This window comes from Arthrobacter sp. sptzw42 (genome assembly GCF_059089685.1).
Genome location: NZ_JBNHEX010000005.1, coordinates 265408 through 291667, shown reverse-complemented (window position 1 = coordinate 291667; position 26260 = coordinate 265408). Strand labels below are relative to the sequence as shown.

At 62.3% G+C, this 26260-nt stretch carries 34 protein-coding genes; 23 read left to right on the top strand and 11 right to left on the bottom strand.

The genetic code is table 11. From position 1 onward, the window contains the following. Window position 1: 1 nt before the first annotated feature. The 19 genes from rplX (at window position 2) to AC5RT4_RS09035 (ending at window position 12132) form a co-directional block, all read left to right on the top strand. The gene (rplX, locus tag AC5RT4_RS09125) at window positions 2-361 is read left to right on the top strand and encodes a 50S ribosomal protein L24 (protein WP_104042536.1); all 360 of its coding nucleotides are present in this window, start codon (window positions 2-4) and stop codon (window positions 359-361) included. After that, entirely contained in the window at window positions 361-942 is a 582-nt protein-coding gene (rplE, locus tag AC5RT4_RS09120; protein WP_494041958.1) for a 50S ribosomal protein L5, read from the top strand. Before rplX ends, rplE begins: the two co-directional genes overlap by 1 nt. 82 nt (window positions 943-1024) lie before the next feature. Beyond that, entirely contained in the window at window positions 1025-1423 is a 399-nt protein-coding gene (gene rpsH, locus AC5RT4_RS09115) for a 30S ribosomal protein S8 (RefSeq protein WP_494041957.1), read from the top strand. Window positions 1424-1441: 18 nt separating this feature from the next. Next, complete coding sequence (gene rplF, locus AC5RT4_RS09110) at window positions 1442-1978, top strand: 50S ribosomal protein L6 (protein ID WP_387545494.1); 537 nt, start codon at window positions 1442-1444, stop codon at window positions 1976-1978. 2 nt (window positions 1979-1980) lie between these two features. Next, a complete protein-coding gene (gene rplR / locus AC5RT4_RS09105) occupies window positions 1981-2364 on the top strand; it encodes a 50S ribosomal protein L18 (protein WP_188727435.1) in 384 nt (127 codons plus the stop codon). Next, entirely contained in the window at window positions 2361-3083 is a 723-nt protein-coding gene (gene rpsE / locus AC5RT4_RS09100; protein WP_494105525.1) for a 30S ribosomal protein S5, read from the top strand. The genes rplR and rpsE overlap by 4 nt, the downstream gene beginning before the upstream one ends. 3 nt (window positions 3084-3086) lie before the next feature. Further along, the gene (gene rpmD, locus AC5RT4_RS09095) at window positions 3087-3293 is read left to right on the top strand and encodes a 50S ribosomal protein L30 (RefSeq protein WP_028269574.1); all 207 of its coding nucleotides are present in this window, start codon (window positions 3087-3089) and stop codon (window positions 3291-3293) included. Then, window positions 3294-3785, top strand: a complete 492-nt coding sequence (rplO, locus tag AC5RT4_RS09090) for a 50S ribosomal protein L15 (RefSeq protein ID WP_461187377.1) — start codon at window positions 3294-3296, stop codon at window positions 3783-3785. 216 nt (window positions 3786-4001) lie between these two features. Further along, window positions 4002-5312 (top strand): preprotein translocase subunit SecY, encoded by a 1311-nt coding sequence (gene secY / locus AC5RT4_RS09085; RefSeq protein WP_494041955.1) that lies wholly within the window; start codon window positions 4002-4004, stop codon window positions 5310-5312. Between the two features lie 5 nt (window positions 5313-5317). Next, window positions 5318-5887 carry an adenylate kinase gene (locus AC5RT4_RS09080; protein WP_494042032.1) on the top strand — a complete coding sequence of 190 codons (570 nt, stop codon included), beginning with the start codon at window positions 5318-5320 and terminating at the stop codon, window positions 5885-5887. Between the two features lie 71 nt (window positions 5888-5958). Beyond that, a complete protein-coding gene (map, locus tag AC5RT4_RS09075; RefSeq protein ID WP_494105524.1) occupies window positions 5959-6786 on the top strand; it encodes a type I methionyl aminopeptidase in 828 nt (275 codons plus the stop codon). Between the two features lie 86 nt (window positions 6787-6872). Further along, complete coding sequence (locus tag AC5RT4_RS09070) at window positions 6873-7808, top strand: P1 family peptidase (RefSeq protein ID WP_494105523.1); 936 nt, start codon at window positions 6873-6875, stop codon at window positions 7806-7808. 172 nt (window positions 7809-7980) lie between these two features. Beyond that, window positions 7981-8202, top strand: coding sequence for a translation initiation factor IF-1 (infA, locus tag AC5RT4_RS09065; protein ID WP_009358723.1), 222 nt, complete (start codon window positions 7981-7983; stop codon window positions 8200-8202). Window positions 8203-8272: 70 nt separating this feature from the next. Next, window positions 8273-8386 (top strand): 50S ribosomal protein L36, encoded by a 114-nt coding sequence (gene rpmJ, locus AC5RT4_RS09060; RefSeq protein ID WP_009358722.1) that lies wholly within the window; start codon window positions 8273-8275, stop codon window positions 8384-8386. Between the two features lie 185 nt (window positions 8387-8571). After that, complete coding sequence (rpsM, locus tag AC5RT4_RS09055; protein WP_003803743.1) at window positions 8572-8946, top strand: 30S ribosomal protein S13; 375 nt, start codon at window positions 8572-8574, stop codon at window positions 8944-8946. A 54-nt stretch (window positions 8947-9000) separates the two neighbouring features. Next, window positions 9001-9402 (top strand): 30S ribosomal protein S11, encoded by a 402-nt coding sequence (gene rpsK, locus AC5RT4_RS09050; RefSeq protein WP_018760435.1) that lies wholly within the window; start codon window positions 9001-9003, stop codon window positions 9400-9402. Window positions 9403-9533: 131 nt separating this feature from the next. After that, window positions 9534-10544, top strand: coding sequence for a DNA-directed RNA polymerase subunit alpha (locus tag AC5RT4_RS09045; RefSeq protein ID WP_013601812.1), 1011 nt, complete (start codon window positions 9534-9536; stop codon window positions 10542-10544). Window positions 10545-10615: 71 nt separating this feature from the next. Further along, window positions 10616-11209, top strand: a complete 594-nt coding sequence (rplQ, locus tag AC5RT4_RS09040) for a 50S ribosomal protein L17 (RefSeq protein ID WP_494041952.1) — start codon at window positions 10616-10618, stop codon at window positions 11207-11209. Between the two features lie 32 nt (window positions 11210-11241). Next, window positions 11242-12132 carry a tRNA pseudouridine synthase A gene (locus tag AC5RT4_RS09035; RefSeq protein WP_494041951.1) on the top strand — a complete coding sequence of 297 codons (891 nt, stop codon included), beginning with the start codon at window positions 11242-11244 and terminating at the stop codon, window positions 12130-12132. Window positions 12133-12152: 20 nt separating this feature from the next. On the opposite strand, the gene AC5RT4_RS09030 is transcribed toward AC5RT4_RS09035, so the two are convergent. Then, window positions 12153-13820, bottom strand: coding sequence for a sensor histidine kinase (locus AC5RT4_RS09030; RefSeq protein ID WP_494105522.1), 1668 nt, complete (start codon window positions 13818-13820; stop codon window positions 12153-12155). A gap of 251 nt (window positions 13821-14071) precedes the next feature. Here AC5RT4_RS09030 and AC5RT4_RS09025 point away from each other — a divergent pair, with 251 nt between their 5' ends. Continuing rightward, entirely contained in the window at window positions 14072-14866 is a 795-nt protein-coding gene (locus tag AC5RT4_RS09025) for a response regulator transcription factor (protein ID WP_494105521.1), read from the top strand. Between the two features lie 9 nt (window positions 14867-14875). Here AC5RT4_RS09025 and AC5RT4_RS09020 read toward each other — a convergent pair whose 3' ends face one another. The 10 genes from AC5RT4_RS09020 to AC5RT4_RS08975 form a co-directional block, all read right to left on the bottom strand. Next, window positions 14876-15340 (bottom strand): Hpt domain-containing protein, encoded by a 465-nt coding sequence (locus AC5RT4_RS09020; RefSeq protein ID WP_494105520.1) that lies wholly within the window; start codon window positions 15338-15340, stop codon window positions 14876-14878. Between the two features lie 92 nt (window positions 15341-15432). Further along, window positions 15433-16317 carry a type II secretion system F family protein gene (locus AC5RT4_RS09015; protein WP_494105519.1) on the bottom strand — a complete coding sequence of 295 codons (885 nt, stop codon included), beginning with the start codon at window positions 16315-16317 and terminating at the stop codon, window positions 15433-15435. A gap of 7 nt (window positions 16318-16324) precedes the next feature. Next, window positions 16325-17257, bottom strand: a complete 933-nt coding sequence (locus AC5RT4_RS09010) for a type II secretion system F family protein (RefSeq protein WP_494105518.1) — start codon at window positions 17255-17257, stop codon at window positions 16325-16327. Window position 17258: 1 nt separating this feature from the next. Next, window positions 17259-18833, bottom strand: coding sequence for a TadA family conjugal transfer-associated ATPase (locus tag AC5RT4_RS09005; protein WP_494105517.1), 1575 nt, complete (start codon window positions 18831-18833; stop codon window positions 17259-17261). Beyond that, a complete protein-coding gene (locus AC5RT4_RS09000; protein ID WP_494105516.1) occupies window positions 18834-20021 on the bottom strand; it encodes a CpaE/TadZ family protein in 1188 nt (395 codons plus the stop codon). Then, complete coding sequence (gene cpaB, locus AC5RT4_RS08995; RefSeq protein ID WP_494105515.1) at window positions 20018-20794, bottom strand: Flp pilus assembly protein CpaB; 777 nt, start codon at window positions 20792-20794, stop codon at window positions 20018-20020. The genes AC5RT4_RS09000 and cpaB overlap by 4 nt, the downstream gene beginning before the upstream one ends. A gap of 42 nt (window positions 20795-20836) precedes the next feature. Continuing rightward, entirely contained in the window at window positions 20837-21820 is a 984-nt protein-coding gene (locus tag AC5RT4_RS08990; RefSeq protein ID WP_494105514.1) for a pilus assembly protein TadG-related protein, read from the bottom strand. Between the two features lie 29 nt (window positions 21821-21849). Further along, the gene (locus tag AC5RT4_RS08985; protein WP_494105513.1) at window positions 21850-22224 is read right to left on the bottom strand and encodes a TadE/TadG family type IV pilus assembly protein; all 375 of its coding nucleotides are present in this window, start codon (window positions 22222-22224) and stop codon (window positions 21850-21852) included. A 109-nt stretch (window positions 22225-22333) separates the two neighbouring features. After that, a complete protein-coding gene (locus AC5RT4_RS08980) occupies window positions 22334-22549 on the bottom strand; it encodes a Flp family type IVb pilin (RefSeq protein ID WP_494105512.1) in 216 nt (71 codons plus the stop codon). Window positions 22550-22779: 230 nt separating this feature from the next. Then, window positions 22780-23241 (bottom strand): prepilin peptidase, encoded by a 462-nt coding sequence (locus tag AC5RT4_RS08975; RefSeq protein WP_494041939.1) that lies wholly within the window; start codon window positions 23239-23241, stop codon window positions 22780-22782. A 500-nt stretch (window positions 23242-23741) separates the two neighbouring features. Between AC5RT4_RS08975 and rplM the strand changes: the two genes are divergently transcribed. The 3 genes from rplM (at window position 23742) to glmM (ending at window position 26238) form a co-directional block, all read left to right on the top strand. Beyond that, window positions 23742-24185, top strand: a complete 444-nt coding sequence (gene rplM, locus AC5RT4_RS08970) for a 50S ribosomal protein L13 (protein ID WP_009358699.1) — start codon at window positions 23742-23744, stop codon at window positions 24183-24185. Window positions 24186-24223: 38 nt separating this feature from the next. Next, window positions 24224-24730 (top strand): 30S ribosomal protein S9, encoded by a 507-nt coding sequence (rpsI, locus tag AC5RT4_RS08965; RefSeq protein WP_050684362.1) that lies wholly within the window; start codon window positions 24224-24226, stop codon window positions 24728-24730. Window positions 24731-24876: 146 nt separating this feature from the next. After that, window positions 24877-26238, top strand: coding sequence for a phosphoglucosamine mutase (gene glmM, locus AC5RT4_RS08960; RefSeq protein WP_494105511.1), 1362 nt, complete (start codon window positions 24877-24879; stop codon window positions 26236-26238). Window positions 26239-26260 lie beyond the last annotated feature (22 nt).

Below are 26260 nucleotides of genomic sequence, written 5' to 3'. Positions count from 1 at the left end.
CATGGCTAAGATCAAGAAGGGTGACCTCGTTCAGGTCATCACTGGCGCCAAGGCTGAGCGCGGCGGCGACCGCGGCAAGCAGGGCAAGGTCCTGCGCGTGTTCCCCGAGACCAACCGTGTGCTGGTCGAAGGCATCAACCGCGTAACCAAGCACACCAAGGTCGGTCAGTCGCAGCGCGGCACCAAGACCGGTGGCATCGAGGTTGTTGAAGCTTCGATCCACATCTCCAACGTGGCTCTGGTTGACCCGTCCACCAAGAAGCCCACCCGCGTCGGCTTCCGCACCGAGACCGTTGAGCGCAATGGCGTCCAGCGCGAAGTGCGCGTCCGCGTGGCCAAGAGCTCAGGGAAGGACATCTAATGACTGAGACTCTCGAGACTCCGGCAACGAAGATCGTTCCTCGTCTGAAGACCAAGTACGCCGATTCCATCAAGAGCACGCTCATTGAGGAATTCAAGTACGAAAACGTCAACCAGGTTCCGCGCCTCGTGAAGGTCGTTGTGAACATGGGTGTTGGAGATGCCGCCAAGGACTCCAAGCTGATCGACGGCGCTGTCCGCGACCTCACCCAGATCACTGGCCAGAAGCCGCAGGTAACCAAGGCCCGCAAGTCCATCGCACAGTTCAAGCTGCGCGAAGGCATGCCCATCGGCGCACACACCACCCTGCGTGGCGACCGCATGTGGGAATTCCTGGACCGTCTGGTCAGCCTCGCACTGCCCCGCATCAGGGACTTCCGTGGTCTCTCCGGCAAGCAGTTCGACGGTAACGGCAACTACACCTTCGGTCTGACCGAGCAGGTTATGTTCCACGAGATCGACCAGGACAAGATCGACCGCGTCCGCGGTATGGACATCACGGTTGTTACCACTGCCAAGACCGATGACGAAGGCCGCGCGCTGCTCAAGGCGCTTGGTTTCCCGTTCAAGGCCGAAGACTAATCTAACTACGTAAAAGGTCCGGCGGTCCGGCTGTAAAAAGCAGCACCGCGGAAACCGTTATGAGGAAGGGCAAGAGCCCACCATGACAATGACAGATCCTGTCGCAGACATGCTTACGCGTCTGCGCAATGCAAACTCGGCATACCACGATTCCGTGTCCATGCCGTACAGCAAGCTCAAGGCACGCGTTGCTGACATCCTCAAGGCCGAAGGCTTCATCGCCGGCTGGAAGGAAGAAGACGCAGAGGTTGGCAAGAAGCTGACCCTCGAGCTCAAGTTCGGACCGAACCGCGAGCGTTCAATCGCTGGTGTTCGCCGTATCTCCAAGCCGGGCCTGCGTGTTTACGCAAAGTCCACCAACCTGCCGCACGTGCTGGGTGGCCTGGGTGTCGCAATCCTGTCCACCTCTTCCGGCCTCCTGACTGACAAGCAGGCCGGCAAGAAGGGCGTGGGCGGCGAAGTCCTCGCTTACGTCTGGTAACGGGAAAGGAAGAGAATAATGTCACGTATTGGACGTCTCCCCATCACCGTTCCTGCCGGCGTTGAGGTCAAGGTTGACGGCTCTGTCGTCAGCGTCAAGGGTTCCAAAGGCGAGCTGAACCACACTGTGGCCAGCCCGATCGAGGTTTCCCTGGAAGCAGACACCCTGACTGTCGCCCGCCCGAACGACGAGCGCGCCTCCCGTTCACTCCACGGCCTGACCCGCACCCTGATCTCCAACATGATCGAGGGCGTTACCAAGGGCTACGAGAAGAAGCTTGAAATCGTCGGTACCGGTTACCGCGTTCAGGCCAAGGGATCTGACCTTGAGTTCGCTCTCGGTTACAGCCACCCGGTTAATGTCTCCGCACCGGAGGGCATCACCTTTGCAGTTGAGACCCCGACCAAGCTCTCTGTTTCAGGTATCAACAAGCAGCAGGTCGGCGAGGTTGCTGCCAACATTCGCAAGCTGCGGAAGCCGGACCCCTACAAGGGCAAGGGCATCCGTTACGCCGGCGAAGTCATCCGCCGCAAGGTCGGAAAGGCTGGTAAGTAACCATGGCCATCTCAATTAACAAGAAGCGTACGAACAAGAGCAAGTCTGCTTCGCGCAGCCGCCGCCAGCTTCGTATCCGTAAGCGCATCTCCGGTACGGCTGTACGTCCTCGTCTGGTCGTCAACCGTTCCGCACGCCACGTATTCGTCCAGGTTGTCGATGACACCAAGGGCCTGACCGTAGCGAGCGCCTCCACTCTGGAAGCCGACCTTCGTGTATTCGACGGCGACAAGACTGCCAAGGCCAAGCGCGTTGGCGAACTCGTCGCTGAGCGTGCCAAGGCTGCCGGTATCGAAGCTGTTGTCTTCGACCGCGGTGGTAACAAGTACCACGGCCGGATTGCCGCCGTCGCTGACGGTGCACGTGAAGGTGGGCTGTCACTGTGACGGAAGCAAACAAGGAAAAGGACACTGTGTCTGCAGATCAGAAGGCTACTGAAGCCGTAGCTGCCGCTGAGACCACTGCCCCCGCAGCTGCCGACGACCGCCGTGGCGGCGCTCGTCGCGGCGAGCGTGGCGACCGTGGCCAGGGCCGCGGCGACCGTGGTGGCCGTGGCGGCCGCGACGGCGGCCGTGAAGCCGAGAAGAGCCAGTTCGTAGAGCGCGTCGTCACCATCAACCGCGTCTCCAAGGTGGTCAAGGGTGGTCGTCGCTTCAGCTTCACCGCCCTGGTCGTCGTCGGTGACGGCAACGGTATGGTCGGCGTTGGCTACGGCAAGGCTAAGGAAGTTCCTGCCGCAATCGCGAAGGGCGTAGAAGAGGCCAAGAAGTCCTTCTTCCGCGTTCCCCGCGTTGGCAGCACCATCCCGCACCGCGTTCAGGGTGAGGCTGCTGCAGGCGTCGTTATGCTGCGTCCGGCTTCCGCCGGTACCGGTGTTATCGCCGGTGGCCCGGTCCGTGCAGTACTGGAGTGCGTGGGCATCCACGACATCCTCTCCAAGTCGCTCGGTTCCTCCAACGCCATCAACATCGTTCACGCGACCGTTGATGCCCTGAAGCGCCTCGAAGAGCCGGCAGCAGTGGCAGCACGCCGCGGCCTGCCCCTCGACGAGATCGCTCCGCCGGCACTGGTGAAGGCCCTCCTGAACCAGAAGGCGGGTGTCTAAGTCATGGCTAAGAACCTGATTCCCTCCGACACCCAGTTGGAGATCACTCAGATCAAGTCCGCCATTGGCGGCAAGCAGAACCAGCGCGACACCCTGCGGTCCCTCGGCCTGAAGCGGATCGGACACACCGTTGTCCGCACCGCCGACGCCGTGACCGTCGGAATGCTCAACACGGTTCCGCACCTGGTAAAGGTAGAGGAGGCGAAGTAAATGGCAGAGAACAATGCCGAAAAGGCACAGAGCGCGGCTGCTGAGAAGCAGAACGCCCTGAAGGTTCACCACCTGCGTCCCGCCCCGGGTGCCAAGACCGCCAAGACCCGCGTTGGTCGTGGTGAGGGATCCAAGGGTAAGACCGCCGGTCGTGGTACGAAGGGTACTGCAGCCCGCTACCAGGTCAAGGCTGGCTTTGCCGGCGGCCAGCTGCCGCTGCACATGCGCCTGCCGAAGCTGCGCGGCTTCAAGAACCCGTTCCGGGTTGAGTTCCAGGTTGTAAACCTGGACAAGCTCAACGAGCTGTTCCCGGAAGGTGGCGCAGTCACCGTGGAGAACCTGGTCGAAAAGGGTGCAGTTCGCAAGAACCAGCCCGTCAAGGTGCTGGGCACCGGCGACATCACCGTCAAGGTTGACGTCACCGCCCACGCATTCTCGGCCAGCGCCGCTGAAAAGATTGCTGCAGCAGGCGGAAGCACCACCGCGCTCTAGAGCCGGTGGGCGCCAAGCCCGTTGTTGAACTCCCGGTCTCCGGGGCTAAGGCCCTGGAGACCGGGAGTTTTTCACATCCGCCGGGCGTATTTTTCCCGCCACCTGCCGCTTGCGCACGTCCACGGATTGTTCGCACGGCACATCCAACCGTTAGACTCGGTTGTTGGGATTTATAGATCCCCATCACACCACTCTTATTTACCACCAGGAGGACGCTTGCTTAGCGCATTTGGCCGGGCCTTTCGCACGCCTGATCTGCGACGCAAGTTGTTGTTCACGCTGGCAATCATCACCATCTTCCGCTTGGGTGCCTTCATTCCCTCGCCAGGTGTGGACTACCAGAATGTCCAGCAATGCTTGCAGAACGGTCAGACCGCCGGTGGCCTGTACCAGCTCGTTAACCTGTTCAGCGGCGGCGCGTTGCTCCAGGTGTCCATCTTCGCCCTGGGCATCATGCCCTACATCACGGCAAGCATCATCGTCCAGCTGCTCCGGGTGGTCATTCCCCGGTTCCAGCAGCTGTACGAAGAGGGAGCGTCCGGGCAGTCCAAGCTGACCCAGTACACGCGGTACCTCACCATTGCCCTGGGCCTGCTGAACGCCACCACGCTGGTTTCCCTGGCGCGGTCCGGGCAACTCCTGCCCGGCTGCAACCTGCCGATCATCCCGGACAGCAGCGTCATCACCACCATCCTGATCATCATCACCCTGACGGCCGGCACCGGCCTGATCATGTGGATGGGCGAGCTCGTCACCGAGAAGGGCGTGGGCAACGGCATGTCCCTGCTCATCTTCACGTCCATCGCGGCCACGTTTCCCACCTCCCTGGGCGCCATCTGGAGCTCGCAGGGACCCGGAACGTTCTTTATGGTCCTCGCCATAGGCCTGCTGACAGTGGCCCTGGTCGTGTTCGTTGAGCAGTCCCAGCGCCGGGTCCCCGTGCAGTACGCCAAGCGGATGATCGGCCGCCGCACTGTGGGCGGCACCAGCACGTACATCCCCATCAAGGTCAACATGGCCGGCGTGATCCCGGTGATCTTCGCTTCGTCCATGCTTTACCTGCCCGGCCTGATCTCGCAGTTCAACCAGCCAAAAGCCGGCGAGCAGATCCAGCCGTGGGTGGAATGGATCAACAACAACCTGGTCCGCGGCGACCAGCCGATCTACATGGTGCTTTACTTCGCCATGATCGTTTTCTTTACCTACTTCTACGTTGCGATCACCTTCAACCCTGAAGAGGTCTCAGACAACATGAAGAAGTACGGCGGCTTCATTCCAGGTATCCGCGCGGGCAAACCCACCGCTGACTACCTGCAGTACGTGCTGTCCCGGATCACCCTGCCCGGCGCCCTGTACCTAGGCTTCGTGGCATTGATCCCGCTGGTGGCACTGGTACTGATCAACGCAAACCAGAACTTCCCGTTCGGTGGCACCTCGATCCTGATCATGGTGGGCGTTGGTCTGGAGACCGTCAAGCAGATTGATGCGCAGCTACAACAACGTCACTACGAAGGGCTTTTGCGATGACGAGAATGCTGATTATTGGACCTCCCGGTTCCGGAAAAGGAACGCAGGCGGAACGGATTTCGGAGCGCCTCGGCGTTGTGGCGATCTCCACCGGCGATATCTTCCGTGCAAACGTAAAGGGCGAAACGCCGCTTGGCATTGAGGCCAAGAAGTTCATGGACGCCGGCGACTTCGTTCCGGACAGCGTGACCAACAAGATGGTGCGCGACCGGCTCAACGAGTCCGACGTCGAGGGCGGCTTTCTGCTGGACGGCTACCCGCGCACCACCGCGCAGGTGGACTACCTCGACGAGATCCTTGCCAAAGGCGAAGAGAAGCTCGACGTCGTCCTGCAGCTGACTGCCGACGACGAGGAACTGGTGCACCGCCTCCTGGGCCGTGCCAAGGAAACCGGCCGGAGCGACGACAACGAAGCCGTCATCCGCCACCGCCTTGACCTGTACCACGAGCAGACCGAAGCCGTAGTGGCCAAGTACGCCGAACGCGGCATCCTCACCCAAGTGGACGGCATCGGCCCCATCGACGAGGTCACCGACCGCGTGATGCAGGCCATCAAGGCCGCCCAGGCAGCCTGATCCAGGCACAGCTTTTCCGAGGCTCCTCCCGGTAATCGGGAGGAGCCTCAGCCATTTGAAAGGAAACACCCATGGCCTTTGGCCAGCCCCGCATCGAATACAAGACCAACGCCCAGATGCGCACCATGCACGAAGCAGGCCTGGTCCTCAGCCGTGCCTTGGACGCCGCCGTGGCAGCAGCCGTTCCCGGCGTCACCACCAAGCACCTGGACGACGTTTTCGCGGCCGTCCTGAACGACGCCGGCGCCAAGTCCAACTTCCTTGGCTACCACGGCTTCCCGGCCACCATCTGCACCTCGGTGAACGAGGAGGTGGTGCACGGGATCCCCGGCAGCCGTGTCCTCCGTGAGGGCGACATCATCTCGATCGACGGCGGCGCGATCGTCAACGACTGGCACTCCGACTCCGCCCGGACGGTCGTCGTGGGCACCGCGGACCCCGAGGACCAGCGCCTCTCGGACGTAACCCGGGCGGCCATGTGGCGGGGTATCGCGGCACTGGCCAAGGGCAAGCACGTGGGTGACATCGGTGCTGCCATCGACGACTACGTTTCGTCCGTGCCGGGCAAACCGCTGGGCATCCTTGAGGACTACGTGGGGCACGGCATCGGCTCGGAGATGCACATGGCCCCGGACGTACTGAACTACCGCACCAGCCACAGAGGCCCGAAAATCCGTCCGGGCCTCTGCCTCGCGATCGAGCCAATGCTTGTGCGGGGCAGCATCGACACCGCGGTGCTGGAGGACGACTGGACCGTGGTCACCACGGACGGCCAGCGCTCCTGCCAGTGGGAGCACTCCGTTGCAGTCCACGACAAGGGCATCTGGGTGCTGTCAGCGCCCGACGGCGGCGCGGAGCACCTGGTGCCCCTTGGCGTCACCCCCGTCCCCATCCCGTAGCAAAGTAGGTCGCAGTTGTTGTCGTTTTGGGCGCCCAAAACGACAACAACTGCGAGCCAGTTGGGGGAGGGGGAACAATGGGTGCCATGGGAGCAATCACCGATGTGCCCGGGGTCCGGGTTGGCCACGCACAGAAGACCGACGACGGCTGGCTGACCGGAGTGACAGTTGTCCTGCCGCCGCCCGGCACCGTCGGTTCGGTGGACGTCCAGGGCGGCGGGCCGGCCACCCACGAAACCGATGCCCTTGACCCCACCACCCTGGTCAGTGCAGTGAACGCCGTGGTGCTCACGGGCGGCAGCGCGTACGGCCTCGCATCCGCCTCGGGCGCGCAGCGCTGGTGCGAGGAGAACAATCGGGGCTTCGCAGTTCCCGGGGGAGTGGTGCCCATCGTCTCCGCGGCCGCAATCTTCGACCTCGGCCGCGGCGGTGACTTCTCAGCGCGCCCGACGCCGGACATGGGCTACGCCGCAACTGCTGCCGCGGCTGCGGAGAAGGATGGACACGACGTCGGACGCGGCAACGCCGGAGCCGGCACCGGCGCACTCCTCGCCCGTACCTACAAGGGCGGGATTGGCACCGCGTCGATCACCCTGGAGAACGGGGCAGTGGTCGGGGCCCTTGCCGTCGTCAACGCCCTGGGGCTGCCGGTGGTTGAGCATTCCGTTCTCCGGGAGTCGGTAGTACAGCCAGGCACGCCCCTGAACACCACCCTCGTCGTCGTCGCCACCAACGCAGTTCTTGACGTGGCCGAGTGCAAGCGGACCGCCTCGGCTGCCCATGCCGGGATCGCCCGGGCCCTGAACCCGTCCCACACCCTGGCCGATGGCGATGTTGTCTTTTGCCTCGCAACCGGGGCGGTGCACCTGGACCGGACAGACGAAGCTGCCCGGCAGCTCAGCCTCATCACACTGCAGAGTGCGGCAGCCGACGTCGTACGCCTGGCCATCCTTGACGGCGTGGCCAGTGCCAGCGCCGTGAGTACTCCCGGCGGCGATTATGGTGTGTTCGGCGCCGGGTAGGTTACTATTGCCGATTTAACTTTTGCCGCGGGACAGAGTAGTGTTGCTTGTTGGTTGTCTGGACTGCCACGCCCTTTTGGGGCCTGGAACCGGCAATCGATCCAACAAAAACGTTCGTGGTCATGCCCGGTGCAATCCGGCAGGACGGCGGCAACAACAGTTAGCGGAGGGTATGGCCAAGAAGGACGGGGTCATTGAGATCGAAGGCGTTGTGACCGAGGCGCTGCCTAACGCGATGTTTCGCGTTGAGCTCACCAACAAGCACATCGTACTGGCACACATCTCTGGAAAGATGCGTCAGCACTACATCAGGATCCTCCCGGAGGACCGCGTAGTGGTGGAGCTGAGCCCGTACGACCTCACTCGTGGTCGTATCGTCTACCGCTACAAGTAAATTGCTGGGCGGCTTCGGTGTGAACTGATCGCCGCTCCAGTTGACCAACTGTTACACGCAAAGGAATGCCATGAAGGTCAAGCCGAGCGTCAAGCAGATCTGCGAAAAGTGCAAAGTGATCCGCCGTAATGGCCGGGTCATGGTGATCTGCGAGAACCCGCGCCACAAGCAGCGCCAGGGCTAATTTCCTTCCCTGAAGGAAATCCTGGGTTGCTAACCCACGCAAGTAAATAAAGGCAGCACAAGCTGATCTGGAACATTGAGCTCGAAAGAGTCCGGACAGCTAACCCCCGGTCGGAGGCTGGGGCCGCACAGAACGTGCGGGTGTACTGCCTACGACCTCCGGTTTATTCAAGGAGTACTGCCACTATGGCTCGTCTCGCTGGCGTAGACATTCCCCGCGAAAAGCGGTTGGAAATTGCGCTTACTTACATCTACGGCGTGGGCAAGACCCGTGCACACGAAACCCTGGCTGCCACTGGCATCAGCGCTGACGTTCGCGTCAAGGACCTGACTGATGCACAGCTGGTTGAGCTGCGTGACTACATTGAAGGCAACTACAAGGTTGAGGGTGACCTTCGCCGCGAAGTAGCAGCAGATATCCGCCGCAAGGTTGAAATCGGCAGCTACGAAGGCCTGCGCCACCGCAAGGGCCTGCCCGTACGCGGACAGCGTACGAAGACCAACGCCCGTACCCGCAAGGGCCCGAAGCGCACCGTCGCCGGCAAGAAGAAGGCCCGTTAAAATCCCGGCCGGGATTAACGGTACTTTCCCCAATAACTTTCTGTAGGAGAAATAATGCCCCCGAAGACTCGTGGCGCGGTTCGCAAGCCGCGTAAGAAGGACAAAAAGAATATCGCGCTGGGCCAGGCGCACATCAAGAGCACGTTCAACAACACCATCGTTTCCATCACGGATCCGAGCGGCGCTGTTATCTCCTGGGCTTCCTCAGGTGAGGTTGGCTTCAAGGGCTCGCGTAAGTCCACCCCGTTCGCAGCCCAGATGGCTGCCGAAGCTGCTGCCAAGCGTGCCCAGGAGCACGGCATGCGCAAGGTTGACGTTTTCGTCAAGGGACCGGGTTCCGGACGCGAAACCGCGATCCGTTCGTTGCAGGCCGCAGGCCTCGAGGTTGGCTCCATCCAGGACGTCACCCCCGCTGCGCACAACGGCTGCCGCCCGCCGAAGCGCCGCCGCGTCTAAAGCTTTCGACGCCGCCTGAGCTTGCCCGGACCGTTGACGGTCCGGGCAAGCCCAGCGCGTTAAGTCTTCAGACCACATTTCCACCACCTGTGTTGCGTCATATAGCGGATGCTCGCCGAAAGGAAACCTAAGTGCTCATTGCACAGCGCCCCACCCTCTCCGAAGAGGTAGTCTCCGAAAACCGTTCGCGCTTCATCATTGAACCGCTGGAACCGGGCTTCGGCTACACCCTCGGAAACTCCCTCCGCCGTACCCTGCTCTCCTCCATCCCCGGTGCCGCTGTAACCAGCATCCGGATCGATGGCGTGCTGCACGAGTTCACCACGGTTCCGGGTGTAAAGGAAGATGTCACTGAGATCATCCTGAACATCAAGAGCCTGTCGGTCTCCTCCGAGCACGATGAGCCGGTTGTCGCTTACCTGCGCAAGCAGGGCCCCGGAGTCGTCACCGCCGCGGACATCGCTCCGCCGGCCGGCGTCGAATTCCACAACCCGGATCTGCACATCGCCACGCTGAACTCGAAGGGCAAGTTCGAACTCGAACTGACCATCGAGCGCGGCCGCGGCTACGTTTCGGCAGCTCAGAACAAGTCCGGCGACGCAGAGATCGGCCGTATCCCGGTCGACTCCATCTACTCGCCGGTGCTGAAGGTTACTTTCCGCGTGGAAGCAACCCGTGTTGAGCAGCGCACCGACTTCGACAAGCTGATTGTCGACGTCGAGACCAAGCAGGCCATCGCCCCGCGCGATGCCGTCGCTTCCGCAGGCACCACCCTGGTGGAGCTCTTCGGTCTGGCACGTGAGCTGAACACCGCAGCTGAAGGTATCGAGATCGGCCCGTCACCCACCGACGCTGCCCTGGCAGCCGACATGGCCCTGCCGATCGAGGATCTGGACCTCACCGTCCGTTCCTACAACTGCCTCAAGCGTGAGGGCATCCACACCGTGGGTGAACTCGTTGCCCGCTCCGAGGCTGACCTGATGGACATCCGCAACTTCGGTGCAAAGTCCATTGACGAGGTCAAGGCAAAGCTGGTTGAACTGGGCCTGTCCCTCAAGGACTCGCCTCCCGGTTTTGACCTCGCAGCACGCGCCGCAGCAATCGAAGAGGACGACGCCGCCTTCGGCGACGACGAACTCTAAACCAGACCTTGGCCGCGGGCCGGGCACCATGGTGTGCACAGCCCACGGCTTCCATTTGAGGAGAAACAATTATGCCTACCCCCACTAAGGGTCCGCGCCTCGGAGGCGGCCCGGCTCACGAGCGCCTCATGCTCGCGAACCTGGCAGCAGCACTGTTCGAGCACAAGCGGATCACCACCACGGTGACCAAGGCCAAGCGCCTGAAGCCGTACGCAGAGCGCCTGGTGACTTTCGCCAAGCGTGGCGACCTCGCTTCCCGCCGCCGCGTGCTCGGCCTGATCAGCAACAAGGGCGTCGTCCACGAGCTGTTCACCGACATCGCCCAGGCTGTGGAGAACCGCGATGGCGGCTACACCCGCATCACCAAGATCGGCAACCGCAAGGGCGACAACGCTCCCATGGCTGTCATCGAGCTCGTCCTTGAGCCCGTTTCAGCCAAGCAGGCCGTAGTAGCTGAAGCTACCGCGGCTGCCAAGCGCGATGCAGACAAGGCTGCTCCGGCTGCTGAGGAAGCTCCCGAAGCTGAGGTTGTCGAGACTGAAGCAGCAGAAGCACCGGCCGCCGAGGAAGCACTGGCTCCCGAGACCGCCGCTGCAGCCGAAGAGGCTCCGGCCGCTGAGGAAGCTGCTGAAGCTCCGGCTGCCGAGGAGAAGGACGCGAAGTAATTCGCTGATTTCCTTGGCATAGACTTGAGTCTATGAACCACCAAAAACCCGCGGCCCCCGTTATGGGGGGCGGCGGGTTTTTGCGTATCCGGCTTGATCTGTCCTACGACGGCGGCCCCTTCAGCGGGTGGGCCTTGCAGCCAGGGCTGCGGACCGTCCAGGGCGTCCTCGAGGAGGCGTTGCATCTGCTGGTCCGGCGGCCCGTCCGCGTCACCGTTGCCGGACGCACCGACGCGGGGGTGCACGCCCGCGGCCAAGTGGTGCACCTGGACCTCACGGACGCCGAGTGGCTGGAACTGCCGCGCGGTCACGAACTGGATCCCGCCGTCGCCATGCTCCGCAGGATACGCGGCGCGCTGAGCCGGGTGCTCGGTGACCTCACCGGGGCGGTGGAGGTGCACCGGATCGCGGTGGCACCGCCAGGTTTCGACGCCAGGTTCTCGGCCCTGTGGCGGCGCTACAGCTACCGCATTGCCGACGGCCCCGCACTGTGGGACCCGCTGGGCCGGTACTCGACGCTGTGGTACAAGAACCCGCTGGATGTTTCCTTGCTGAATGAGGGCGCTGCCAAGCTGCTGGGGCTGCAGGACTTCCTGTCCTTCTGCAAGCCCCGCGAGGGAGCCACCACCCTCCGTGAGCTGCAGCGTTTTGAGTTCGCCCGGGCTGAAGACGGCGTCATCGTGGCCACCATCCAGGCTGACGCTTTCTGCCACAACATGGTGCGTGCCCTGATCGGTTCTGCGCTGTACGTGGGGGAGGGCGCGGAGGAGCCGGGCTGGCTTTACGGGCGGCTGTTGGCCAGGAAGCGTGATGCCAGGTCCGTGCTGGCGGCACCGCACCCGCTGGTGCTGGAGGAAGTGGCGTACCCGTCCGACGGCGAGTTGCTGGCCCGTGCGGAGCTCACCCGCGCGCGGCGCGAGTAGCTAGTTGTGCGCTCCGAAGGCTAGAACGACGGCGGGGGGCCCTCGGCCGGGAGGGTCAGGGTGAACGTGCTGCCTTGCCCCTGTCCGCTGGCGCACGTGATCTTGCCGCCGTGGCCTTCCACGATGGTCTTGGTGATGGACAGGCCCAGTCCCGCGCCGGCGATGGCCGCGCCCCTGGCGGCCTCCGTCCGGTAGAAGCGGTTGAAAACCCTGGCGGTGTCCTCGCTGCTGATTCCCATCCCGGTGTCGCTGACGCTGAGCTGCACCCACTCCCTGGTGCTGTGGGCGCTGATGCTGACGCTCCCGCCGTCGGGGGAGTACTTGATGGCGTTGGACACGAGGTTGTCCAAAGCCTGGCCGATCCGGAGCGGGTCCGCGTACGCCCACAGGGGTGAGGGAACGTCGGCAGTGAGCGAGATGTTCGCGTACTCCGCCTGTGCCTGCGCGGAGTCGATGCTGCTTTCCACGAGGCTGGCCAGGTCCGTCCGTTTGGGATGGACATTGAGTGCCGCGGAGGCAGAAGCTGACAGGTCCGCCACCAGCGCCAGCAGCCGTTCGGCGTTCCGCTGCACCACCAGCAATCGCTGGGCTAGCTGCGGCGGCAAGGCGGCGACGTCGTCGAGCACCAGGTCCACGTTGCCGATGATGGAATTGAGGGGCGTCTTGAACTCGTGCGTGACGTTGGAGACGAGTTCCTGGTTCGCCGCCAGCGCCTCAACCCAGCCGGTGACGTCACTGTAAGCGACAACAGCGCCGGTCAGCTGCCCGTCCTCACTCACCAGCGGCCGCGCCGCCGTCGAAATGGCCCGCTGCTCGGCACCCTCGCCCGCCCACACGAGGTAGTCGGCAAAGGACTCACCGGCAATGGCGCGGCTGATGGGGCGCTTTTCGGGTGGCAGCAGGGTCCGCCTGTCCTGCCCAAAGATCAGCTGGTGCCCGTGGCTGGGGACGGCGTCGTCGGCGCGGGTGGCCTCCCGGAAGTTGCGCTGCCGGTTGTTGGACACCAGCAGGCGGCCGGAACGGTCGACGGCGGCAATACCGACGTCGGTGGCATCAAGGACCGTCATGAGCAGCTTTTCACGTTCCCTGCTCTCGCGGAGCAGCTTGCGCAGCTCAATGTCCTTCTCCGCCAGCTCGCGCTGCTGCAGCCGGACGTGGACGCTGGCGAACCTGATGGCCAGGGACACCGAGAGCATCATCAGGGGAAAGAGGAAGGTGGTGGTGATATCCGAGGCCGTCAGGTTGGGGAACCGGCCGGCGAGCGAGGGCACCATGATGAGCATGGGGCCGAAGAAGCTCAGGACCAGGCTGCTGCGGGTGAGCATGCCGGAGGCAGAGAGCCAAATGACCGGGAACACCGCCAGCACGGCGAGGCCCGGGAGAAGGGGAGCAGCACCGTTGCGGAGCAGCCCGATCGCAACGAAGTCCAGGATGGGGATCAGCAGGTAGGGGCGGTGTGCCAGGCGCTCCCACGGTACGAGGAGACAGCCGAGCAAGAGCAGGACGGTCAGGACGATCCCGCCCATATACAGCGGATTATGCAGCAGCGTGGGCCAGGCAAAGGGAGTGGCAACAAAAAGGGCGGCAACGATCAAGGTCAGGGGCAGCTGGCACAGGGCAACCTGGGAACGCGGACCGAGCGTCTGGAAGAAGCGGGCGGGCCCCCGCGGGAAAAGGCGCTCAGCCATGGAGCCTGCTATGGCCCAGGGCCGGGCAAGGGTTTCCCCGCAGATGCGCGCCTGTATTTCTATAAAGCAACCTGGCACGCATCCTTTCTATGCTCGATTCACTGTCCTTGTCATAATAATTGACTTTTCAAATGCATAGTTGAAAGAGATGTCATCAGCAGGCCTTGTCTGTAGCGTATAAAGGGTTGGAGCGGTTATGGCATCAGCGCTGGGCTGATGGGGGGTCGTAACTGCCTGGCGCAGGGATATCAATGGACGATCTTGGTGTGGCTGTAGTAATTGAAGACGACGCCGACGTGCGGAACCTCCTCGAGGGAGTGTTGAGCCAGGCAGGCTTTGAGGTGCATACAGCAGTTGACGGCAGGGCCGGCGTGGAAGTGGTCCGGGACAAGCAGGCCAACGTGGTGACGCTGGATATCGGGCTGCCGGATATCGACGGGTTTGAGGTGCTGCGGCGGATCCGTAACTTCAGCAACGCCTACGTGGTGATGCTGACCGGCAGGACCGAGGAGCCTGACCTGCTGTCCGCCCTTAACGCCGGTGCTGACGACTACATCGCCAAGCCCTTTCGGCCGCGCGAGCTCAGGGCACGCGTTGCAGCCATGATGCGCAGGCCGCGCCACGAGGTCAACGGGCAGAACTCTGCGGCCACTGTGTGGGGAGCGGCACCTGTGGCGGCAGCTCCGGCCGCCCGCGCCCAGGACTCAGCCGTACTCCACCACAACGGACTCACACTGAACCACCGGACACGCACAGTGGAAATTAAGGGGGAGCCCCTGGGCCTGACCCGGAGCGAATTCGATTTGCTCCACGTGCTCCTGCGCGGCGGCGGGGCGGTGTGCACCCGGGCTGATCTCGTCAAGGCAGTACGGGGGGACCTCTACGGCGAGGACACTTACATCAGCGAGGCTGATGAACGCGCCGTCGAGGTTCACGTGGGCAACCTGCGGCGGAAGCTGAAAGAGGATTCGGTTGCGCCGCGGTGGCTGCAGACGGTGAGAGGCGTTGGATACCGCTTGGCGCCCACCCGGCCGGACGCCGGATAGCGCCGGGAACTACCCGTTCTTAAGGATGTAAGTGGCCCGCAGTTCTGAAACGGTCTGGCCGCCGTCGCGAGTCAGCCGCTCCATGAGAACCCGGCCCTGGCCAAAGTCACCACGACGGATCAGTGCTTCCAGCAACTCTGCCAGTTTGGCCAGGCGCATCCCGCCCACCATGGCCGAGCTGATCTTCAGGCTGATGGCGGCATCCAGCGCTGAATCGGTATCTTGGCTGTCCACCGCGGCGGCCAGCCGTGAGCGGCGCTGGTCCCACATTGTTGCGTAGTCGCGGGCGAAGCGCTGGGCAAGTCCAGAGCCGGCAAGCTCGTCTTCCAACTCCTCCAGCACTGCCGCGTCAATGAGCGGCAAAAGCCCGGCCGCTTCCTGCGAGATGTCCGACCCGGTTGCCAGTGAGATTCCGGACTCCGCTGGAGGCGCCGCTGCGCTCCTGTCGCTGGAGCCGGAATCTGGATTTCGCATTCTTCAAGGCTACTTCCTGGGATTAGTCGGTTGTCCTAATTACGGTGATCCTGTGCAAAACTTGAGGCATTTTCACAGCAAGCCTGTGGCATCTATTGCCCGCTGAACGTCTCGATAGTGTTGATGACTGCCGGCCCCAGGATTGCAATGAAAAGCACGGGAAAGATGAAGAACAACAGTGGAAACAGGATCATCACAGGTAGCTTCATGGCCTTTTCCTCCGCGCGTTGGCGGCGCTTCACACGCATGACCTTCGCCTGGACGCGGAGCACCCGGCTAATGGCAATACCGTAGGTGTCTGCCTGAACCACGGCCTGCACAAAGCTGCGCAGCTCGGGAACGTTGGTCCGCTCAGCCAGCGCCATGTAGGACTCCCGGCGGCTGCGCCCAACCTGCATGTCCTGCAGGGTGCGCACCAGCTCCTCAGCCAGGGGGCCCTTGCCGTTTTCACCCGCACGTGCCATCGCGCCTTCGAAGCCGAGTCCTGCTTCCACGGAGATCAGCATCTGGTCCAGGGTGTTGGCCAGCTCCAGCTGCATGACCTTTTGCCTTTCCTGCCCTTTGCTGTAGAGCAGGAGGTCCGGGATGAAGTAGCCCAGGACCAGGACGAACAGCCCAACGAGCTTGATGATCGGCGTCGTACCCACCGAACTGAGCCACAGCCCGATCAAGCCACCCAGTAAGCCAAGGGCGGGCTTGGCCGCAAGGACCCTACCTAAGGGAAGGTTGGCCGGACGGCCAGCGAGGGAAAGAAGATGGTCCAACTTGTGCACGTAGCCAGGCGGGGTGAGGCCGCGGCCGATGTTTTCGAGCAGGCCCGTGCTGGTTCGTTTCTCCGCCTCGGTGTGATGGGCGCCACGGGACAGTATGTCGCGGGCAATCGCCTGGCCCTTTTTGTCGATGGACAGCAGGGACCAGGTCAGATATGCGAGCGGCGGGCAGATGAGGAGGAGCGCGAGGGCTATCAGGGGGCTCATGTTGTGCTCAAAACTTCAGGTCGATGATCTTGCGCATCCACAGCCCGCCGATGGTCATCATAATGATCGAGGCAACGATCATGACCCACCCGAGAACCGTCGAAACCATCTTGTCCATGTAGCCCGGACTTACCAGCATGAGCATTGCCACGATTCCGATGGGAAGTGCCATGAGGATGTACGCCGAGAACTTGCCTTCAGCGGCCAGGGATTTGATGTGACCCTTGATTTCGTTGCGCTCGCGGATCGTCTCATTGACCTGGTCCAGTACCTCGGCCAAGTTCCCACCCACTTCCCGGTTGATCTGGATGGCCTGGCTGATCCAGACGAAATCTTCACTCTTCATGCGCTCGGCAGTGTCGTTCAGCGAAGTGAGGAGGTCCCGGCCCAGGCTGGTCTCCGAAACGATTCTGCGCATTTCCTCGGATGTTGGCGCCTGTGATTCGTTTGCGGCAGCGTCAATGGCCCGCATGATGCTGTGGCCGGCGCGGAGGCTGCCGGAGAGGAGCTGCAGGGTGTCACCCAGCTGCTCACCGAATGCTGTTCGTCTTTTGCCCGCGAGGAAGCCCAGTACCAGGTGGGCTGCGAAGGGTGCCGCGATCACCAGCAGGATGGCCAGTAATGGTCCCGCGACGACGAAACCCATCAAAGCACCTACAAAGGCTCCAATAAGGACCAGCAGCAGGAAATCCGCCTGGCTGAGCCGGAGCCCTGCGTTTTCCAGCGTCTCCCGGTTGAAGTAGCGCACGTTTCGGGTGGCAAGTATCCGCTCGATCCCCTGGACCGCTGACCCGGCAAAGCGCGTCAGCTGGGATGTCGAGTCAGTCTGAAAGGGCCGGCGGCGGTCAAGCGGCACGGTGGGAGTGCGGGGGATCATCACAGCAACGCCCGCAACGGCAATGCCGGCGATCACCAGGAGGATGCCAATCGTCAGGACCATGTCAGGACCTTCCGGCGGGAGCCAAAGCGGCGCCGAACACACCCGCTGAAACGTGGATTCCCATGTCTTCGAACCGGTCTATAAAGCGCGGACGAATGCCCGTTGGAATGGGTGACCCGAGGAAGCGGCCGTGCTGATCCACTCCCGCCGAGTAATCAAACACGAAGGCGTCCTGGAGAGTGACGATGTCGCCTTCCATGCCCTGCACCTCAGTGACGTGCGTGATGCGGCGTGTGCCATCCCTCAAGCGGGATATCTGGATGATCAGGTTAACGGCGGAGGCGATTTGTTCGCGGATGGCCCGCAGCGGCAGGTCCATGCCAGCCATCAGCACGAGGGTTTCCAGGCGGGCGACGGCGTCGCGGGGCGAGTTGGAGTGGACAGTGGAGAGGGACCCGTCGTGGCCTGTGTTCATGGCCTGGAGCATGTCCAGCGATTCGCCGCCGCGGACTTCGCCCACCACGATGCGGTCAGGGCGCATACGGAGTGAGTTGCGGAGCAGTTCACGGATTGTCACTTCGCCTTTGCCTTCCGTGTTCGGCGGCCGGCTCTCCAGGCGGACTACGTGCTCCTGCTGCATTTGGAGTTCCACAGCGTCCTCGATGGTGACAATGCGTTCGTTGGCCGGAAGGAACGATGAGAGAACGTTGAGCAGGGTGGTCTTTCCGGTGCCGGTACCGCCGGAGACAATGATGTTCAGCTTGGCCTTGACGCAGGCGTCGAGAAGTTCAGCCATTTCCGGAGTCAGCGTTCCGAAGTCGATGAGGTTCTGGACTGTCAGGGGCACTTTGCTGAACTTACGGATGGTCAACGAAGATCCGCCGACAGCCAGCGGCGGAATGACCGCGTTGACGCGGGAGCCGTCCTCCAGGCGTGCATCAACCAGGGGAGAGGACTCATCAATGCGCCGGCCCACCTTGGACACGATGCGCTCGATCACCTTGCGCAGGTGTTCTTCCGAGCTGAACCTGGATTCGGTCAGGGTCAGCTTGCCCTTGCGTTCCACATAAATCTGGTCCATCCGGTTCACCATGATTTCGGTGACCGCCGGGTCATCCAGGAGCCTCTGCAGGGGACCGTAGCCGAGCACGTCATCGGCTACGTCTGCCACAAGACGGGAACGTTCTTCCGCCGTTAATGGGACCTGTTCCTCATCGATGATGCGGCTGAGCTCTTCCCGCGCCGTGCTCCGCAGATCCTTTTCCGTAATGGTGGAGTCATTGAAACGCGCTCCCATGCGTTCAAAAAGAGCGGTGGCCGCTCTCTGCTTAAGAGCTGCAAAAACATCCACCGGCTGTTGGGCCTTCGGCTTGGGGACGTCGTGCTGAGCGTTCAACGGCTGCGGCCGCTTAGCGACCGCTTCCAGGTGGCCCCGTCGCGGTGGGTTTTCTCCGCTCCTGAAAGGTGAAGAGTCGGTTGCCGCTTGCTCCTTCGAATTTGCTGCAACCTGCTCGGTTCCGGGCACAACGTCTGCGGCGGCGGGAACTGAGGCGGGAGCAGTAGCCGCGGCAGCAGCTTGGACAGTGCCCGGCTGAGACTTTGACTGTGCCGCTTGAAGACGTTCGGACAGCTTCATCTACACCACCACCCGGCGGTGGTTTTGCCGCTGGCTCTTAGCGGAGGAGCTGAAACGCTCTACAAGCTGGGTAAGACCTTTCACGGCTGGATCCCTTTTGGCTTCCTGGAGAACGGGAACCCCCCGATTGGTAGAAAATGCCACGGCGCGGGATCGGGGTACGCTGACGTCAACAGGAGCCCCGATGGTCGATTCGATGTCCTGGACGGAGAGTCCGCACTTGGCGTCTGCCATGTTCAAAACCACATGCCTTCCCTCGGGAAGGATTTCAAGCTGCCGAAGGATGTCCAGGCCTGACCGCAGGCCGCGGACGCTGGGGATGTCCATGGCACTGACCCACACCACGTCTGTGCAAGCTTCCATTGCTGCCAACCCGATTTCCGGCAGTCCAGGGGCAGTATCGACCACAACGTACTGGAATTCTTCCGCCAGCTGCTCCAGCAGCCGGGTGACCTGATGAGGGGAGATGTGGTCGGCTTCGACCGGGTTGTCAGGCGCACACAGTGCGTAGATGCTCGAAGGGTGCACGGTAAGGAACGCCTTGAGCACCAGCGTGTCCTGGCTCGCGGCGGGGGACACTGCATCCGTGACAGTGTGCTCGGGGTTGAGATAGAGCCCGGAGGCGACGTCGCCGAACTGCAGATCCAGGTCTACGAGTACCACGCTCATTGGCGCCACTTTGCCCAAACCTACTGCGAGGTTGGTGGCGATGGTCGTCTTGCCGACGCCGCCCTTAGGCGAGAAAACGCCAATTACGCGTCCCTTGTTGTTTTGGGTTTGCTGCGGCTGACCCGCCCGGTGGCGGCTGGCAAAGGACTGGCAGGCGCGCTCCAGCAGCACCCGCAGCTGGGCGGGGTCAGCAGATGGACTGAGGATGTCGCGGACTCCCGCACGCATGGCCTGCAGGACGAGTTCCGGGCCAGGTTCGCTGGCAAGGAGCACGGTAAGGTCCGGCACTTGGACGTCGAGCACAGTGGCCAGGCGGAGAGCCTCGTCCACGGGCACATCCGGTCCCAGGATGAGAACCTCCGGTTGCTCCTGGTTGAGCTGCGCGAACAAGTCGTAGGGGCCCGCCGGCAGGACGTTTGTGAAGAATGTCTGGACGCCGCCCTGGAGCCCGCCTGCAATGGCCTGCCGTAAACGGCCGTCAAAATCAGTGTTGGGTGTGATGAGGACGAAGCGGCTCATTTGTAGACCTCCGTCCGCTCGATGATCCGGGGTCCGCTGTCGGTCGCGTCGGTGGGCTCCTTGCTGAGCCACATCTTGGCGTATTCGGCGGCGAAGACAATTTTGGCCGCGTCAACGTCATTGACGGCAACGGTCAGCATGAGGGAGCCCGTGGGAAGGGTGGTGTCTTTTGGGTCAGCCGCGTTCGGATCTGCGCTCGCCGTAGGCGATGGCGCAGCCCCCGGTACCGACTCAGGTGCCCGCTGGACGGCGGTAACCAGTGCTTTGCGAACGGTGAGCTTGGTGGTTTCCTTGTCAGCCCGAGTTTCTAGGGCCCCGGAGTCGAACGATACGAAGATGCCCACGTGATCGCCGGGGGCAAGCCGGCCGCCCACGACGCGGTCTGGCTCAAGCTGGAAGGAGACTTCCTGAAGTCCCGCAGGTACTTCAACGGAGCCTTGGGTCTTGAGGTCAGCGGGAGCGATCAAGCGCTCGGCGACAAGTTGTTCCCCGGGAACGAGGTCGACAGCGGAAACCTTGCCTGTGGAACCATCGAGCGTTGCGAGAGCAGAGTCAGCTACCGCTGCAGAGGGCAACTGTTCCGTTGTCAGCGAGGCTGCCATCGATTCGACGGGAGTGCCGGCGGGGATCGGCGCGTTCACGACCAAGACCCATACGGGCTCGAGATTCTTCACGGCTCGCTGATCCGCGCCGTGCGCATAATTAACAATCAAGAACGCGCCGACGATGGCGAGGACTGCCGCGGCCACTCCTGCCAACAATCGAGACTTCACGAACTGCTCCTGGGGATTAACGGAATACGGATAAGTAACGAATTAGCTGGTTAGTTCTACAACGGTCGCGCCGTAGGGGCTGACGGGCCCCAGCTTGTAGCCGTCAGCCAGGGAGACATACTTAACAAAGCTGCCGATGATGCCGCGGCAGTTGCCGGTGCACTGGAGGTTCTTATCAGGGGACGTTGCGTTGTTGTAGACCATGGGAAGCTTGTCAGCGCCGCTGAAGGCCCAGCCCTGCACCTCCAAAGAAGCGAATGCCATGAGATCGTAGCTGGCACCAGTACCTGTTCCGCTTACGTCCTCGTAAACGGGGAGCAGGACGGTGACTTTTTTTCCTGAGGCAATCTCCGCAGCCCACTTATTGAGGAGCGCATCGCAGTTCGAGGGGCCATCGTTTCCGGTGTCACTGCCACTTTCATTGATGGCCAAATCCACAAACCCGCCACACTGACCGGCGTTTTGAACAGTCCAACCGAAGCCGCCAGGAACGGTCTTTCCGGCCGGCCCGAGCGGACAGTCTGCATTTTTGTCAGCGGAATGGTTTTGGAGCAGTTGCGTCGCGCCGCCCACCATTCCCGATACTTGGCATACCGAAATTGCCAGGGGGAAGGGCGTGATGCCCTCCACAGGGCTACCCCAAAGTACGCTTGATGATGCCGAGACTTCGGAACTGGAGATCCCGAAGACGTTGGCGAAGAACATGGACACGCTGTTGGTCGTAGTGCCAACTTCTTTTGCCCCTACCGTCACTTGGACGGTACGGGCAGACTTGTCGAGGGCGATAGTCTTCACGTTGCTGAGGCTGTCCAGGGCGTTCTTGTCGGCTAGTTCTGCGGCCATGCTCGATGTTGCCGAGCAGTTTGTATCTGCTACGTTTTTCGCGCATTTCTGAGCAACCATCAAGGCTGCAGCATCTGCTCCATTCTGCAGCTGCGCACGTTCGGAATAAAGCTTTGCCACATCAATCGAAATGGCAGCGAATCCCAAGAGCGCCACCATGAGCACAGCAACGATCACAGCCACAGCGCCACGTTCACTGTCAGCCGGAAGCGTTAGCCGCCGCATAGCATGGTCCCTTTCCCGGTCATGGCGAACGGTCCAGCGATGCCCGTCATCGTGCTGAGGTTGTAGGTAATGGTCACTGTCGTTTGTGCGTCTGCAGGACAGCCCAGTTGGCTGAAGGCGACATTTCCGTCTACAAGGGCCGGATTCAAGTAGGATGCTGCGTTCTTGGCTGCGGAGCGGGCTGTTACCTGGTTTTTATTGATCGCCATGCTGCGGGCACCTTCGCGCGCCGCGTTGGTGAGCGTGACCTGGACGTTGTAGGCCCGCCCGAACTCCATGATGCCAAGCAAGAGTATGACGAGGATGGGGGCGAGAAGGGCAAACTCCACAGCGACAGCTCCACGCTCAGTTTGCCTTGTCATGGATCCCCTCACACGTCGACCGGGCTACTTTCCTTGCCCAGTGGTGGCGGTTAGCCGCCACCACTGGCCTCTGCGGTCTGCGACCAACAATGCCCGCAGATGCTGGCAGTTAGGGGGCGCAGATTGTGCCATTCCACGTGCCAGCCCCCGGCTGGAGATCACAAGCAATTTTGCCGAACATCTTTGTCAATTCGCCACCTAGGAGGGTAACGGCGACGATGATGACTACTGCGATGAGGGCAACCATAATGCCGTATTCAACTGCAGTTGCGCCTTTTTCATCGCGGCGAAGGCGGAGTGAGAGGTTGGTGTAAAGAGCAAGCATTTGAAACTCCTGAGCGAGTGAAGGAAGCTGGTCCGTCACCAGCTATGTAAATAGGATGCACGGCAGTTCCTGCCCGGAATAGGGACTTTGCCACTTCCTGAGCCAAGCTTTCCTAAGCTCTGAATTTCCTGCGTTTGTGGTGCGGAAACCTTGATCTTCAGGCATCGCAAAGACCGGACGGGCCAAAGGCTAATGTTGCATCCAGAAGGTTCTGCCGTCTAAGCAGCCGCTCAAGACGCGAAAAAAATGGTGCCCAGAAGCGCAGCAAGCATTGAAGGGCCAAAGGCAACTTCAGCTTTTTTCCTTGCTCTCTTCGCTGTAACCAAGGCGAGCGAGACAATGCCACCGAGAACGAACCCTAGCGCGGCACCATAAAACAATTCCCTCCACCCCAGATAGCCCAGATATAGGCCCACTGGGGCGGCGAGCTTCACGTCACCCATACCGATGCCACCTGGGGATATAAGTGCGAGTGCCAGGTAGGCGAGGAAAAGCAGCACTGCACCGGCTGCGGAACGCAGTAGCGGGGTCCACTCGGCAGTAACGGCGCTGCTGATGCTGAGAAGCGCCAGACCGGCAATGAGCAGGGTCAGTACCAGGGGATTTGGCAGAAGGTGGTGGGCCAGGTCTATCCGTGCCAGCTGCACGGCAAGCACAGCGCATACGAGGAAAGCCGGCAGCACCGAGTCCATTCCAATCCGCAGCGCAAGGGCAGCAAGAAGGACTCCGGTAACGGCCGCCGTCGTGATTCTTGTCCTGAGCGCGGGAAGACCGCCCAGGCGAGGAAGAAATGTGGCGATAAGAAGCTCAGTGGCTGGCGAAAGGCTGCAGCCGAGCAGCGTTACTCCAAGGATAAGGAGCCATCCTCCGGACGCCTCGACAGCACCTGCAAACACCGCGACCCCCTGCGTCCGTCGGACCGGGCAACTGCTGAGTCAGCCGCCGGCTACCCCATTTTGACCCTGAACGCGTTAACGCGCTAATCTTGGTAGTCGTTGTGCGTGTCCTATTCCGATGGTGCGTGCCCGCTTGAGAATCCGGTTGCAGGATAACTACTCAACGTGCACATTCGGAACCTCAGGATGACTGGTTACATAGAGCCCTCACCTCTGTTCCGGTAGCGCGCAGACAGTAGGTGCACGAGCTAGTGACACCTAAACAAGAACGCCAGAACAAGAACGAGGCAAACACCGTGCGTACGTACACCCCGAAGCCCGGCGATATCAACCGCCAGTGGCACGTCATTGACGCCACAGACGTTGTCCTTGGTCGTCTTGCAAGCCAGACCGCAATCCTGCTGCGCGGCAAGCACAAGGCCACCTATGCATCCCACATGGACATGGGCGACTTCGTCATCATCATCAACGCTGAAAAGGTTGCCCTCACCGGCGCCAAGCTGGAGCAGAAGCGCGCATACCGCCACTCCGGCTACCCGGGCGGTCTGACCTCCGTCAACTACGCGGAACTGCTGGAATCCAATCCGGTGCGCGCCGTTGAAAAGGCCATCAAGGGCATGCTCCCCAAGAACTCCCTCGCTGCCCAGCAGCTGGGCAAGCTGAAGGTGTACCGCGGTGCTGAGCACCCCCACGCCGCCCAGCAGCCCAAGACTTTCGAAATCACCCAGGTCGCCCAGTAGTCCTGGCCACCAAACAACTTATCTATACAAGGAGAATCGTGGCTCAGAACGAAGAGACCACCGAAGCCGTTGAGGCTGAGGAAACCCTTACCAGCTACACCTCTGAAAGCTCAGCTGCTGACGCCGCTGCGCCGAAGAAGGAGCGCCCGGCCCTGACCGTTGCCGGCGCAGCTGTTGGCCGCCGCAAGGAAGCCGTTGCCCGCGTCCGCGTTGTTCCCGGCTCCGGCAAGTGGACCATCAACGGCCGCGCGCTGGACAACTACTTCCCGAACAAGCTGCACCAGCAGGACGTCAACGAGCCCTTCAAGATCCTTGATCTCGAAGGCGCCTACGACGTCATCGCCCGTATCCACGGCGGCGGCATCTCCGGCCAGGCCGGTGCGCTGCGCCTCGGCATCGCCCGTTCGCTGAACGAGATCGACGTCGAAAACAACCGCGCCACCCTGAAGAAGGCCGGTTACCTGTCCCGCGACGCCCGTGTCATCGAGCGTAAGAAGGCCGGTCTCAAGAAGGCCCGCAAGGCCCAGCAGTACTCCAAGCGCTAAACCCGCTTGCACAGAAGCCCGTCCCGCCATTTGGCGGGGCGGGCTTCTGCCGTTTAGCGCGGGTGCCTGCGTGACGGCGAATGCAACAGAAGTGCGTTTGGCCAGCCGTTTCAAGCTGAAGCAAAGCCATCCTCTACACTTGACCGGTGTCTAGATTATTTGGAACTGATGGTGTCCGGGGGCTGGCCAACGGCCTGCTGACAGCAGAGCTGGCCATGCAGCTGGCCCAGGCAGCCGCCGTCGTGCTCGGCCATGACCGCAACTCCAACGGCTCCCGGCCGCGCGCCGTGGTGGCCCGCGACCCGCGCGCCAGCGGAGAGTTCATCGCCGCCGCCGTGGAGGCAGGGCTTTCCAGCTCCGGCGTTGACGTCTACGACGCCGGTGTCCTCCCCACCCCTGCCGCTGCCTACCTGGTGGCCGATCTGGACGCGGACTTCGGCGTCATGATCTCCGCCTCGCACAATCCGGCGCCGGACAACGGCATCAAGTTCTTCGCCCGCGGCGGCCAGAAACTCCCCGATGAGGTGGAGGACGCCATCGAGGCTCAAATGGCCAAGGAAGCTGTCCGCCCGGTCGGTGCCGACGTCGGACGCATCCAGCGCTTCTCCGACGCGGAGGACCGTTACATCGTTCACCTCCTGCAGACCCTTCCGCACCGCCTGGACGGCCTCACAGTTGTTCTGGACTGCGCCCACGGCGCCGCCAGCGGGTGCTCACCCCAGGTCTTCAAGGACGCCGGCGCCAACGTGGTGGTCATCGGCGCTGACCCCGACGGGCACAACATCAACGACGGCGTCGGCTCCACCCACCTGGAGCCCCTCAGGGAAGCCGTGGTGAAGTATGGCGCGGACCTGGGCATCGCCCACGACGGCGACGCCGACCGCTGCCTCGCCGTGGACCACGAGGGCAACGAGGTGGACGGCGACCAGATCATGGCCATCCTCGCCTTTGCACTCAAAGCCTCGGGCAAGCTCAAGGACGATGTCCTGGTGGCCACGGTCATGAGCAACCTCGGCCTGAAGATTGCCCTCCGCGAGGCCGGCATCAGCATCCGTGAAACCGCAGTGGGGGACCGGTACGTTCTGGAGGAAATGCGCGACGGCGGCTACAACCTCGGCGGCGAACAGTCCGGCCACGTCATTTTCGCCGACCACGCCACCACCGGCGACGGCGTGCTCACCGGGCTGCAGCTCGCCGCCCAGATTGCCCTGACCGGAAAGCCCCTCAAGGAACTGGCCACGGTCATGACCAAGCTCCCGCAGGTACTTATCAACGTCAAGGGCGTGGACCGTGCCGGAGTCCGCAGCAACGAGGTCCTTGCGCAGGCCGTGGCTGCGGCGGAAGCCGCCCTGGGCGATACCGGCCGGGTCCTGCTCCGCCCTTCGGGCACCGAACCCGTTGTGCGGGTCATGGTGGAGGCCGGCGACGAGGAGACTGCGCAGTCCATCGCCGAGCACCTTGCCCAGGTGGTCCGGACTGAACTTGCCCTGGAGCTCGTTTCCGAATAAGCCCGCGTACAGCAAAAGCGGC